This window comes from Corynebacterium sp. HMSC08A12 (assembly GCF_001807485.1).
Classification (GTDB): Bacteria; Actinomycetota; Actinomycetes; order Mycobacteriales; family Mycobacteriaceae; genus Corynebacterium; species Corynebacterium evansiae.
The window spans coordinates 65,960-78,599 of record NZ_KV789188.1 but is presented as its reverse complement, the minus strand read 5'-3'; the positions used below and the strand labels follow the sequence as shown (position 1 = coordinate 78,599).

Here is a 12,640-nt window from a genome sequence, read left to right as displayed (position 1 = left end):
CACTCTTCGCTAGAGATAAAAGCGTCTGATATAGTTTCGGAAGCTTGGTTCGATAGTCAAGGGGCATTAGCTCAATTGGTAGAGCATCTGCTTTGCAAGCAGAAGGTCAGGAGTTCGATTCTCCTATGCTCCACAACTAAAAACGCAGGTCAGGACTTTGCCGGGAACACTCCTAGCAAGGCCCTGACTGTTTTGTTTCACACTGGTTTCACACGAGGATTCTTCTGCGCCGCGTTCTTGCGTATGAGGGAGTCGATTTCAGTCCCCACTCGGTCTAGATCTGAGTCAAGGAGATCCGCGTAGGTGTCCAGCGTCATCTCGGCCCATCGAATGCCCGTATAAGCCAATACTCTAATGACGGTGAGTTACCGTCGGGCATGGTACGTGGCTTGCGGGACTGGGCCAAGTGAGCATGAGGCGCTCATGGCTTTTGTCTCGCCAGGTCAACCATGGCGTAACGGGTTTGTCGAGTCATTGCATAACCGGATGCGCGACGAGCTACGTGAGGATAATCTTTTTGAGGATCTCACCCACGCCAGGGTCATGGTTGACTGGTGATCGCGCCGGTACAAATCTGAACATCCGCACTCGGTGTTGGGCTATCTCAAACCGGGCAGGTATGCGGAGAATTGGAAGAAAAAGCAGCAGGCAGTCGCTTAAGCCTACTGAACCTAATTCTCAGACCACCCCAGCATGGGTATTAAACCTCGGGTGATAGCGATCAAGAATTTGGTGCATAGCCGGTGTCGAGGTGTTCAAGCTGAATATATGCAGGCAGGAAACCAGTAACGGGATGGTACCCAGCCGCCGTGACCCATGTTGAAACGTCAGTCATTTGGTTAGCATCGATAGCCTCGCACGTGACATGTGGACCGATAGAGTTTTCGGCAAAAACCGCATTCACTGCGAGGGTCAATTCCTGATTGACGGCTACTTTGTCTGCGTATTCAGACTCGAACGCGACCGCCACCCTAATCAGATGCCTCCCACTGGCAGAGGTTTTTCTAGCATGAGCTACCCCGATCCATGACAGGCCTTTGGTGCAACAGTGGCGTAGAGCACGGCGAACGACGGCGAGCGCGAGTGCCTGATTTGTGGCAGCTATTGATCGTGCCCCTAACGCACGGGGCCATAAGATGGGGAGTTCCAGCGACGTGGCCTGTGGCGGTGCAGCGTTGGGAGAGGAGGTGCTGACGCCGGCCTCTTTCGGTTGATCGAACCACAGTAACTCAATCGGGAAGTCCGTAAAGGGATCGATGCCCAGGTCATCGAGAACATCACACACGTCATGTGCCACAGTGCCGAGTGGCGCCTGCTCATCGACCTCAACTGTTAACAGTGGTTGATGAATGGAACCTTCCACAGCGGAGGTGCTATTGGCACGCACGCTAAGCACGGAACACACTGAACTTGCGGTGCTGCCGGATGCGAGACCCCAAGTGCTGAGAGATTCCCAGATCAGCGTCGGTGTTACAGCTGCGGCGAGACAATCAGGATCAGCCATCGCCTTTTCCTGTTGTAATTTAGAAACAAGTTCCGAGGATGCGAGATAGCCGCCGCGGTGAATTGCACGATCGACGATGCTTGTTCCTGGGATGAAGCTGCGTACCCGTATGATGCCGCTATCTGGGAGTCGACGAATACTTAACAAACTCCGTTGGGGAGGCTCCCTCAGGGCGTTATCGGCTGTGCGGGCGGCGCTGTCACCCAACACCTGCGTTAAGGATTGGACAGGGAGAAGCTCAGCGCTGAGCGGGATTCGGTACAGGATGATTGGTGTTTCTTCAGCATCCGGTTCATGGACGGTGCTAGGGAACGCCTGGTGGAAAATGATGTTATGGAATACTGACTCGCAATGAACGCCACTTCCACATGCGCTAGCGAAGGCCTGTGCCCGGTCAACGATGTGCCTCAACACAGATTCTGTGAAAAGAGGATCATCTTCCTGAACGTGCAGGGTGATCACCGGAGCGGTGGTTGCAGAGTCATCATTAACTTTAAACGCCACACTATAGGCGAGGCGGCCATAACCGAGAACTTCCTGGGTGTTTAGAGAATCCGAACGAAGATCCTCTACATATTTCCGAGTAAGTTTCCGTACTACCGCGCCCGTGAAGTATTCACGAACAGCAAGAGCTAGCAGCCCTAATGACTCGGCCATATTCCAGGCAGGAATATGTTCTGAAAGAGCCGATCCTATCGCGGAGTTGCTGAGGCGCTGAGCTGCAGCTAATGCTTCCTTGGGACTGTAGTCGGGGCGGCGATCAGCTGCAGACGACTGCCTGAAGGAGTAGTTTTTGCTCCCGCACGCGCTATCGCTGACATCCAGGATGGCGAAGTCATGGTCGATGAGGTCATAATGCGTTAAACAGAGCTGCTGGTGGTTCACATAATCCAGCACAGATTCATCACTAGGAGCTCCAGCTAGCAACCACTGGATATGTGTGTACTCACGCTCAATGTCCTCGAATGTTGTGGCGCGTCCACCGGCGCTCTGGATTAAGATTCTTCTGGGAGAATCCCCCGGAAGAACAGCCAACGCCTGGCAGTTTCGTGGGATGGCTAAACCACTGGTCCACGCTGCAATTCCAATCCAGCGCACATAGTCAAGTGACATGGTCATTTCGCCAGTTTAACCTTTTGGTTTGCAGTGGAGTGTTTTAATATTCTCTTGCTTTCCAGGCCAGTCTCGTTCGTCAATAACATCTACATCGACTAGATTCCGCCGGCTCACGGGATGAGCAGATTTATGGCAATATGCACGTGCTGTAACCCTCTGTCCGCATCCCCTTTTGTCTATTAACCCTTCTTGTATCTGTGGTGTCCAGAGCGCTTTCGGGTTAAGGGTTAAAATCCAAACTCATAAATCAAAGTGTGAAACTGCTAATTGTTTAACACTTTGATTCGCACTTTGAGGTTCAAACTGTGAATGAGCAGGTAGTGAAAGTGTGAAAAGTGATCTAGACTGATCATCATGAGCTGGAATGCCGAATGTCTTGCGGAAATGATCAGGGAGCTCCGTGCCTTCGGGGACGACACGACTCTTGTTGAATGTAAAACCGCGGCAGGAGGTGTTCCGGAGAACATCGGTGAGACGCTATGCGCATTCGCCAATATGCCGCAAGCTGGCGCGATCATTCTTGGCGTTAGCGAGCGAAAAGGTTTTGAAGTCACCGGTATTGAAAACCCAGCGGAAATGCAGAAGGCGATCGCATCGGTCAGCCGGTCTTCAGTAAAGCCGGCCCCGCAGCTTGAGTTCTTTCACCACATTGTTGACGGAAAACACGTTTTAGTGGTGGAAGTCACGCCGTTGACACCGACAGAGAAACCGGCAAGGTTCAAGAACAAGGCATACCTGCGTCAAGCTGATGGCGATTATCAGATGAACTCTAACGATCTAAAGATGCTAGAGCTCTCTGCGCTAACGGCTAGCCAACAAACGAACTTCGATTTTCAGATTGTTCATGGAACCGATACTGGTGTGCTCGATGGCGAGGCGCTAAGGAGCTTTATCGAATCGGTGCGCCAGTCTAGAACTCGCCTATCCAGGATTGACGATGACTCACAGTTGCTCCAAATTTCTAACGTAACCGATAACCAGGGCAATCTTCGTTTGGGAGGTTTGTATGCGCTCGGTTATCTGCCTCAGTCAGTTGAACCTGCTCTTGGCGCAACTGTTGCGGTGAGGTTAGCTCGAGGTGATGGAATGGGGCGCCATAAAAATCTCAAGGAGATCGAAGGTCCACTGCCGGAGATGCTTGTGGAGATGATGAACTGGATCAGGCAAAACTCGGACACGGTGAGCAGGTATACGGAAACTGGCCATCTTGTCGATGAACCGGAGTTTCCGCCTTCGGCTATCCGAGAGGTGCTGGCGAATGCCCTGGTTCACCGGGATCTAGGGCCATCCGTGGAGGTGGGCAAAAAAGTAGAGGTTCGAATTACGGAGAAGATGCTTGTAGTGGTCAGCCCGGGTGGTTTGCGTGGATTATCCGCATCCCAGCTGGAAAGCCCGGAGCTGACCAAAGCCCCTGTAAACAAGCGGCTTTATGAGATTGCACGCTATCTAAGGACGTCGGATGGCGAGCGCGTCATCGAGGGTGAAGGTGGTGGAATTCAAGAGATTCTCACTGCTACGAGGGAGGCTCGTTTGCCAAAGCCGCAGTTCATCGATACCGGTGTCACGTTTAAAGTGTTATTTCCCCGCGGTTCACGTTTCAGTGAGATCGAGGATAAATGGCTCGAGGATCTGCAAAGACAAGGAAAGCGGCGTCTCGTTCCGATTGAGGAAGATCTACTGGTGAATCTACGTAGTCAGGGCGGGGCGACGCGGCAGCGCATCGTGCAGATGTACGCCCCGTTGGGCGAGAGAGCATGTCGACGGATGCTTGATCAGCTCTCGGATAATGAGTTCCTTAATTGCGAAGACGGCGTCTATTACGCCGTCGGAGAGGAGACCGGTTCTGGCGATAAGGCGCGTCGTAAGAGCACAGACGAGCAGATTCTACGATCCTTGGGAAAGAACGTTCCTAAAGTTTATGAAGCCATTGGCTTGAACGGGTCGGCGACAATGAAGGAGTTGCAGGATAGGACGAGTCTGTCTCCTGCGCAGGTCCGCTACGCACTTGATCCACTCCTCGCACAGGGATACGTGTCCATGGTCGGGGGTCAGGGGCGAAAAGCGACGGTTTACAGCCGCGAGTAGCGGTTGGAGTCTAAGTGTTAATGAAACTGTGAAATGATTCGTTGAAAGTCACACTTTCATTCGCAGTTTGACACTTTGATTCTCAGTTTGATGCAAAGTGGGAATCCTTGAGGAGACGGCTAGGCAGGGAAGTTCTACGCATTGTCCGTTAGGTCATCACTCTTGCCTGTTTGACTTTCCTTCTTACTCTCAGCGATGCGTGTGCGGAGGACTTCGGCGCGTTCGCTGTCGCCCAAACCGTGTCGTTCCAGTACTTCCAGTACAGCTTCGTCGCCGGTGATTTCTCCTCGGAGGATGCGTCGGACATCCTCTTCGTCTCGGGTTGTCATGGTGTATCCGGCCATCGTCATGGAGGCGCGGACGGCAGCAGCCTTCTGATCTTCGGTGCGATTGTCGGGGGTCATGGTCTGTGTCCCTTCCGATATGTTGTTGAGTTGTTTACGGTGGGCAAATGCCTTGGCATCTTCGGTGGATGTAGTACTTACTGTAGCGACGGGGTAAGACATCTAAAGTGGTTCATCTGCTCGGTAATCAAACGTTTGTTTGCCTTACTGCACTTCTGCGAACTGGTGGGGCATCTCGTGGCAAGTGTTCGGGAATTTAAGAATTCTCGAAAACTCCCAATCCGGTGTGGGGGAGGGCGCCGTATGTACCAATGAAGCGGCCCTGCGACGGGGTCGTGTGGAAAACGATCGCTAACCCGAAGGAGCAGTACAAATGATGATTCGCAAGACCAACTCTGCAGCTAACCGTGCAGCCGGATTCTCTGTGGGCCGTGCCGCCGTTGCTGTGGCCCTGACCGGCGTGATGGGTCTGGGCCTGGTTGCGTGCAACGAGGACGATGACGCTGCGGATTCCAAGATGAGCGAAACCACTTCTTCCGAAATGACCAGCGAGAGCAAAATGACTGAAGAAGAGATGACCGAAGACATGAAGGGCGGTGACCAAATGTCCGGCAAGACGGAGAACATGATGGAGACCGACGAGAGCATGATGCCGGACAAGCCCGCCATGTCCGAGAAGATGGACAACAAGATGGACGGCAAAATGGAAGACAAGGTCGAGAACATGATGGAGACCGACGAAAGCATGATGCCGGATCTGCAGGGCAAGCAGAACAAGTAGAAAGCTAGCAGGTCGTAGGCCCCGGGGCGTTACGATGAAAACGGTGGCCATCGTCGATAGAGAAACCCTCGAGAGCTTGATGCTGCTCACCCAACAGGGTGATGCGGCGGCTTTCGCACGCCTCTACGACCACATCGCCCCGAATGTCCTGGGCCTCACGCTGCAAATTCTCCACGACCAAGCGCAGGCGGAGGAAGTCACCCAGGAAGTTTTCATCGAAGTATGGCAGCACGCTGCAGACTTCGACCCAGCCAAAGGTTTGGCCAAAGCATGGATCCTCCGCCGGGCGAGGCTCCGCGCCATTGACCGGGTTCGAAGCGCCATCGCCACTATGAAACGGGATGACCGGGAGGCCTTCCTGGTGGCGTCAATAAATAAAGAAAGCGTGGAAGACGAGGCGCTAAGGAACGTGCAACGCCACGCCGTGCGGACCGCGCTGGAGATCATGGGCGAGCCGCACAAGACCGCGATTCTGCTGGCCTACTTCGGCGACATGACTCACGCGGAACTGGCGGAAGCCACCGGTGTACCGCTGGGAACTGCGAAGACGCGCGTGCGTGATGGGCTTCGTAAGCTAGAGAAGATCCTTAAAGAACAACGTGACGCACTGGCGGAAGGGGGTGCCCGATGAAAGACGAGAAGCCGGACTTCGGCGAGCTAGAAGCCGACCTGGCGGACTTGGCCGGACCGGTGGCGCCTCCGCCGCAGTTGAAGTCGAACATTATGGATGCGATCGCTTCGGGCGAGTATCCGCAGGTCGCGCCGGGTGCAGAGGCCGGTGAGGATAACGTAGTGCCTATGTCGAAGGCGCGCGGAGCTCGTCGTGGATTCGCGCGCACTGCCTTTGCCGCGGCTGCCGCAGTTGTTCTGCTGGCCGGCGTGGGGATTGTGGGCACCACTAGCGGGTTATGGGGTGGCGGCGAGAACGCCGACCTTGCAGAGAACAACACCAACCAGCCCGTCGAAGACGGTGGGGGAGACGCCCCGGAGGTGTTCTCAGACTCCGAAGGAGCTGGTCAGGGTGCGAACGGTGAGGAGCCCATGCAGGGTGCGGAGGCGGAAGACCACATGCACTCCATCATGGCGATGGGTGACGTGCGCAGTGTTTCGCTGAAGGCCGAAGGGTCAACGCTGGACGTGGTGGTCTCGGCGGAGATGGATTCCGGCGGGGCGATGGTCAACGGCGCGCCCGTACTGAAGGACGGCATGGGCGCGCAGGTGTGGTCTATCAACAAAAGCGGCGCCGCCCGATCAGCCGGCGTGATTGGTCAGGACCCGCACGACAACGTGTGGATGCCGCTGCCCGCGGACACGATGATGGTGCGCGTCACCGAGGAGCCGATGGACGGCAGCGCCGCGCCGGGCGGGACCGTGCTGGCCGAGGGGAAGCTCTAGTTCCCTTCGGGCTCCACAGCGAACTTCTTGCCCTGGATGCGGACTTCGGTCACGCCCTTCGGCACGATGAAGGCTCCGTAACGACGAGACTTGTCGCCCACTTCGGTGCCCTCTCCCCAGTCTTCGTATCCTTCGCTTTGTTCACAGTCGAACCCGAGCTCGGCTTCCTTAGCGAAGCCATCACCGTCCACTGCTTTAGGGTTGTCAAGGTAGACCGAGCCACCACTGGCGGGATTGTCCAGCTTCTGCACGTCGATCTCAGCAAGGATCTGTAGGTATTGCTGATCGTCGTTCATTTGGTCGAAAGAGTACTCCGGATCGTCTACCCCAAAGCGGCATTCCTTACCCAGGGAGATTTCCTTGATGGTCATGAACACGTCATTGTCGCTGAGAGTAGAGATCCTAAGCGGCTTGTTCAGTTCGCCAGCGTCACCTTCGTCTTCGGTCGACTCCTCATTCTCAGGCGCGGATTCAGCTGCGGTGATGGTTCCAGCGGTAGTGGATTTCGGCTCATCACTCGAGCTGCAGGCCACGAGGCCAAGAGAAGCTGCAGTGACGATCGCAAGTGCGTAGCGGCGCATTTTTACTCCTAAAAGATAATGGTCAGGGAAATCATATACTTAACGGTGAATAAGAAACATAATTGTTTGCTGAGGTATGCAAAAGGGTGCCCCCGAGAGGGTTTGCTCTGAGTTCGGCCTCTGCCGAGGTGCTAAACCCCCATTTGTGTAGATCAGCCCCCGTCGCTGCAAGTAATGTGGAATCAGCGACCCTAATCAAACCGCAAACCCAACCCAGGGAGCCCCACGACTAATGACCGGCACGACCACCACGTATCGCTACACCGACCCCTTCACCGGCACGCCGCAGACCATCGTCGGCCCGGAGGGTAAGGCGTACATGCTGGTGGAGCGTGGCGAGGAAGTCCGCGTCGGCGACCCGTTGGAGTTCTACAACGACCGCGACAGCGCCCGCGAGGCCGTGATGGCCCGTCTCAACGAGAAAGCCCGCACCCTGCGGGACTACGAAGAGTACTACGTCACGCACACCACCCTGCGTGGAGCCCAGCACTAGAACCGACCACCATCCATGCGTAATCTGCGGCGAAGAATCCTCCCGGGCCTAAAACGGCGGGCGAAGTGGGCCTCCCTCACCACGCTGTCCTACTCCTTCCGCGCTGCCGCCGGCGCGATTGACCTCTACGCCAACCTCTTCCCAGGCGTGCGCCTGAACAGGCGCTATGCCCTGGATCCCCGCCGCGGATTCGCCATCATCGGCGCGGAAATCGGCATGTGGAATGCCCTCTCGCCCTCCCTGCTGCCGCACCCCTGGTGGGCCGTGGCCGGTAACGCCTCCACGTCCCAGACGGTCGGGCACTTCAACGGCACCATCATCGCCAGCGCAGTACTGCCCGCCTTCCGCGCCGCCGGCTTGGACCTGCGGGAACTCGTGAACAAGCCCGGCTACCGCGAGGCCTACCGCGCCATGCACGCCGCCGTCACCCTGGCCACCGCCGTCGCCGCCTACCGCTTCTACAAGCGCCAGGGCGAATCCGCCGCGCTGGTGAACAGCCAGCGCCTCGGCGCCCCCTCCGCCTTCGTTGGAGTGGCCGTCAGCACCCTCGGCTACGGCGCATTTCTCCTGCTCGGCGAGCTACTACAGTCCAGCTTCGACCTCACCCGGCATTCGCTGCGCCGGTTCGTCCCCGCCCCCGTTGCTGTGCCTGTGGCCGCTGGAGCGGTGGGCGTCATCGCCTACCTCATCTCCGACAAGATCCTGCTACGGCAGTTCCTCGAGAAGTTCAACGAGAAGGCCGAGCTCGTCAACCGCCGCGTGTACTGGGGCTACCAGCAACCCTGGGAGCCCGAGCGTTCCGGTTCGGTGTGGTCGCATGAAAGGTGGATCTCCCTGGGCGCCCAAGGCCGTGTGCTGGTCGGCGGTGGGCCTAGGGCGCGCGACATCACGGAGGTCACGGGCCTGACCGACGTGCACGAGCCGATCCGCATCTACGGCGGCCTGGCCCCCGGGCGCACGCTGGAAAGCATCGTTGAACTGGTGAAACGGGAGCTGCTGCGGACGGGCGCCCTGCACCGCTCGGCCATCGTCATCCACACCTCCACCGGCACGGGCTGGGTGCCGGATTGGCAGCTGGATACCGTCGAGTTCCTCACGGGCGGCAACTGCGTGAACGTGGCGATGCAGTACTCCTACGTGCAGTCGCCCGTCGCCTACGTTCTTGACCGCGATACCCCGGTGCGCGCTGCCAAGTTACTTATTGACGCCGTGTTTGAGCTGCTAGACGGCATGCCCAATGCGCCAAAGGTGTTTGTGACCGGCGAATCCCTGGGGGCGTATGGCACGGCAGCAGCTTTCGATGGGCTGGAGGACATGCTGGCGAAGGTGGACGGGGCGGTGCTGTCGGGCGCGCCACGCTTCACCAAAATGATCCGCGACATGACTACCTACCGCAGTGAAGGTTCGCCAGAGCGCCTACCGCTGTACGACCAAGGCCGGCACGTGCGCTTCATCAGCCACGCCGACCACTTGGACCGCGACTGGCGCGGCCAGGAATACGGCCAGCAGTGGCAGCATCCGCGGGTGGCCGTGGTGCAGCACGCCTCCGATGCAATCGTGTGGTGGGATACGGATCTGTTCTGGAAGGAACCAGACTGGTTGCGCGAATCCGGCGCCCGGGGCGTGCCCGCACCGGCCACCCAGCACAACGATGTAGTGCATAAACTCCGCTGGATTCCGTTTACCACCGGCTGGCAGGTGGCTATGGACATGCTGACTTCCAAGCAGACTCCCGCAGGTCACGGCCATAACTACCGCGGAATCATGGTCCCCACCTGGGAGCGGATCCTAGGCCCCGACCTGGTGCGCGCGCCCCTGAATCCGGAGCTGCAGCAGCGCATTACGGATTGGATCACGGAGCATTCGCGGGACACGCGCCGGGAGGAAGACCGCTTCCTCGACCGCTTCGGCTTCGGCGTGGCACGGGAGGACTAGCCCCGCGCCTATTGCGGTGGCGTCAGGTATTCGTCGATCGGCCGTGCGATGGCCTGCAGGGCGCGCTCCTCGCTAACCCCCAGCATGCGCAGCAGATCCAGCGCCAGGTCGTCCCCGGCGGTCCTGCTGTTCAACGTCGGATCCTCATGCAGGCGCTGCCCCAGCATCGCGTTGGCGCCGAAGATAATCGCCGCTGCCGTTTCGGTGCTGGCCACGTGGAAGGAACCGTCGTTCACACCCGCGCTGATCCGTTCGCGCAGCTTGCGCACCAGCTCGTTGGGCATGGTGTAGAAGTCTGGGGAGCGGCGCACAATCGACTTCGAGAGCGTCGGCACCAGGCGATGCGCATACGCCAGGATGCGGATGTTCGTCGCCGCCGCGTCGATCGAGTCCAGATCCTGGTCCGCCGCCAGGTCAAAAATACTGGCCAGGTTGTTTACCGCGTACTCGGCGACCGCGTCGAAGAACTGCGTGCGGTCTTTAAAGAAGTTGTAGAAGCTGCCGTTCGAGACCCCGGCCTTCTGGGTGATCGCCAGGATGGAAAGATCCGTCTGCTCCTCGGCGATCAGCTCGATGCCGGCCCGTAGCAGCGCCTGCTTGGTCCGTTCGCGGCGTGTGTCGGCCTGCTCGCTGCGGTTGAAGATGGCCTGCATCCACGCGGCGGTATCGATGTGTTGCTCGCCTGTTCGCACGCGCGGATTCACTCCTCTTTCTTCTCTTGGTGACGCCTACCGTTACAACCACGCCCGCCCCAGCATCGCTGTTATTGCGGGTATGCATAGCTTTCTTTCAGGCTAACCTATCGGCTTCCAAGGTTGCGAAAGGAGCTACTTGAAAGCTACTCGAAACGTACTCGAAACCTACTAGAAACAAGTTTCGAGCCTCTGACCTGCGATAAACAACGTACTCGAAAATGTTTCGAGTAGAATGTTAGATTGTGAGTGTGCAGCGAAATCTCCACGAGGAGCCGAACCAGCTTCTGCAGTTCCCCGAAGACCAGTGGTTCGAGCGCAAATCTTTCCGCATTAAGCCGAAGGACTTGGCTAAGACAATTGTCGGCATGGCCAATTCTGAGGGCGGCGTAATTGCGGTTGGCATTTCGGACCGGCAATTCGAAGGAAAGCCGACCGCTACCCAAGACAATGCTCTGCGGCAGACGTCGTTGGATCACACGGATCCGACGGTTCGCGTCCAGATCGAGTTGTGCGACGTGGATGATCGTACGCAGGTGTATCTTTTCCACGTCTTGCCCAGTGAGCGGGTCCATTACCTGAAGTCAGGGGACTGCTTCTTGCGAGTGGGTGATGAAACGAAGCACTTGAGGGCTGATGACATTCTGGAGCTTCGTTACACCAAGGGTGAGCAGCAATACGATGCCACGGTTCCCGCGAACGCTACCCCGAACGACCTCAACATGGATCTGGTTGAGACTTATGCCGAGACCATTGGTTCTTCGAGTGCCGAAGATGCTCTGAAGGCGCGCAACCTGATTGACCGGGAAGGCAGGCCACGTGCTGCTGCGATATTGCTTTTCGGGCACAATCCTCAAGAGTTCTTCCCGAACGCACACATCCGGGTTTTACGTTTTGGCGAGGACGAGCGATTGCCTGGCCAGATGCAGCAGTTGATGGATGACCAGCGTTTTGATGGTCCGATACCGCAACAGATTCAAGCAGCTCAGGAAGCAATTAGCGGAATGCTGCCAAATACTCGACGGCTCACCGGCGCGGGTCTTTTCGAGGATGAGAACCTTATCCCTCACGACGTTTGGCTTGAGGGGTTGGTCAACGCGGTGGTGCATCGCTCGTACAGCATGGTCGGGGATCACATTCGTTTCGAAATTTTCCCGAGCCGGATTGAGGTCTCTAGCCCGGGGCGCTTCCCCGGCCTTGTAGATCCGACTAAACCGGAGTCCATTGCCCGCTTTGCGCGCAACCCTCTGATTGCGCGAGTAACCGCTGAGCTCCGCATTGGCCAGGAACTGGGTGAGGGAATCCGACGTATGTTTGCAAGTATGCGGCGGGTTGGGTTTGCTGATCCGGTATATACGCAAACTAGTGGCAGCGTAGTTCTTACATTGAACGCAACACAGCGTTTAGACGCCCAAGTGCTGGGTGGTCTCCCTCGTCATTCCGAGGATGTGCTTGCTGCTCTAGAAATGAGTGGTCGGCCAATGTCCACGGGTGATGTTGCCGAGGCGCTGGGCTTGTCGGCCCCGCCAGTGCGCCGTGCATTGCAGGCCATGCGTGATGCTGGGCTGGTTCATTGGCGTGGAAATGGACCGCGCGATCCGCGTGCCGTGTGGTCTGTAAAGGGGCCGCTTAGGTAGCTAGGAAAGCTACTCGAAAGGTACTCGAAACCTACTAGAAACAAATTTCGAGCCTCTGACCTGCGATAAACAACGTA

The 12,640-nt window shown here is 57.3% G+C and carries 12 protein-coding genes and 1 tRNA gene; 9 read left to right on the top strand and 4 right to left on the bottom strand.

From position 1 onward, the window contains the following. The first annotated feature begins 60 nt into the window (after nucleotides 1-60). Together HMPREF3166_RS07770 and HMPREF3166_RS10455 are read left to right on the top strand one after the other, a co-directional pair. A tRNA-Ala gene (locus HMPREF3166_RS07770) sits at nucleotides 61-133 on the top strand. A 221-nt stretch (nucleotides 134-354) separates the two neighbouring features. Continuing rightward, nucleotides 355-558, top strand: coding sequence for an integrase core domain-containing protein (locus HMPREF3166_RS10455; protein WP_080722669.1), 204 nt, complete (start codon nucleotides 355-357; stop codon nucleotides 556-558). Between the two features lie 163 nt (nucleotides 559-721). On the opposite strand, the gene HMPREF3166_RS07765 is transcribed toward HMPREF3166_RS10455, so the two are convergent. Then, nucleotides 722-2,623, bottom strand: a complete 1,902-nt coding sequence (locus tag HMPREF3166_RS07765; protein WP_049050540.1) for a hypothetical protein — start codon at nucleotides 2,621-2,623, stop codon at nucleotides 722-724. A gap of 351 nt (nucleotides 2,624-2,974) precedes the next feature. On the opposite strand from HMPREF3166_RS07765, the gene HMPREF3166_RS07760 reads away from it, so the two are divergent. Then, nucleotides 2,975-4,705, top strand: a complete 1,731-nt coding sequence (locus HMPREF3166_RS07760) for an ATP-binding protein (protein WP_070488548.1) — start codon at nucleotides 2,975-2,977, stop codon at nucleotides 4,703-4,705. Between the two features lie 134 nt (nucleotides 4,706-4,839). Here HMPREF3166_RS07760 and HMPREF3166_RS07755 read toward each other — a convergent pair whose 3' ends face one another. Further along, nucleotides 4,840-5,109 carry an antitoxin VbhA family protein gene (locus tag HMPREF3166_RS07755; RefSeq protein ID WP_049050538.1) on the bottom strand — a complete coding sequence of 90 codons (270 nt, stop codon included), beginning with the start codon at nucleotides 5,107-5,109 and terminating at the stop codon, nucleotides 4,840-4,842. Between the two features lie 313 nt (nucleotides 5,110-5,422). On the opposite strand from HMPREF3166_RS07755, the gene HMPREF3166_RS07750 reads away from it, so the two are divergent. From HMPREF3166_RS07750 to HMPREF3166_RS07740, 3 genes are read left to right on the top strand one after another with little or no spacing between them, the layout of a single operon-like run. Next, on the top strand, nucleotides 5,423-5,830 hold the full coding sequence (locus tag HMPREF3166_RS07750; protein WP_246816965.1) for a hypothetical protein: 408 nt from the start codon (nucleotides 5,423-5,425) through the stop codon (nucleotides 5,828-5,830). 34 nt (nucleotides 5,831-5,864) lie between these two features. Beyond that, nucleotides 5,865-6,461, top strand: a complete 597-nt coding sequence (locus HMPREF3166_RS07745; protein WP_070488547.1) for a sigma-70 family RNA polymerase sigma factor — start codon at nucleotides 5,865-5,867, stop codon at nucleotides 6,459-6,461. Beyond that, nucleotides 6,458-7,225: an anti-sigma factor gene (locus HMPREF3166_RS07740; protein ID WP_070488545.1), complete on the top strand. Its 768-nt coding sequence runs from the start codon at nucleotides 6,458-6,460 to the stop codon at nucleotides 7,223-7,225. Before HMPREF3166_RS07745 ends, HMPREF3166_RS07740 begins: the two co-directional genes overlap by 4 nt. On the opposite strand, the gene HMPREF3166_RS07735 is transcribed toward HMPREF3166_RS07740, so the two are convergent. Further along, nucleotides 7,222-7,806 (bottom strand): hypothetical protein, encoded by a 585-nt coding sequence (locus tag HMPREF3166_RS07735; protein ID WP_070488543.1) that lies wholly within the window; start codon nucleotides 7,804-7,806, stop codon nucleotides 7,222-7,224. The two genes, HMPREF3166_RS07740 and HMPREF3166_RS07735, sit on opposite strands and share 4 nt — an antisense overlap. Nucleotides 7,807-8,038: 232 nt before the next feature. On the opposite strand from HMPREF3166_RS07735, the gene HMPREF3166_RS07730 reads away from it, so the two are divergent. Beyond that, nucleotides 8,039-8,299, top strand: a complete 261-nt coding sequence (locus tag HMPREF3166_RS07730) for a hypothetical protein (protein WP_049050535.1) — start codon at nucleotides 8,039-8,041, stop codon at nucleotides 8,297-8,299. Between the two features lie 15 nt (nucleotides 8,300-8,314). After that, nucleotides 8,315-10,234, top strand: coding sequence for an alpha/beta-hydrolase family protein (locus HMPREF3166_RS07725; RefSeq protein WP_049050534.1), 1,920 nt, complete (start codon nucleotides 8,315-8,317; stop codon nucleotides 10,232-10,234). 8 nt (nucleotides 10,235-10,242) lie between these two features. Here HMPREF3166_RS07725 and HMPREF3166_RS07720 read toward each other — a convergent pair whose 3' ends face one another. Continuing rightward, nucleotides 10,243-10,926, bottom strand: coding sequence for a TetR/AcrR family transcriptional regulator (locus HMPREF3166_RS07720; protein ID WP_246816964.1), 684 nt, complete (start codon nucleotides 10,924-10,926; stop codon nucleotides 10,243-10,245). 245 nt (nucleotides 10,927-11,171) lie between these two features. Here HMPREF3166_RS07720 and HMPREF3166_RS07715 point away from each other — a divergent pair, with 245 nt between their 5' ends. Beyond that, nucleotides 11,172-12,563, top strand: coding sequence for an RNA-binding domain-containing protein (locus tag HMPREF3166_RS07715; RefSeq protein ID WP_070488542.1), 1,392 nt, complete (start codon nucleotides 11,172-11,174; stop codon nucleotides 12,561-12,563). Nucleotides 12,564-12,640: the final 77 nt, after the last annotated feature.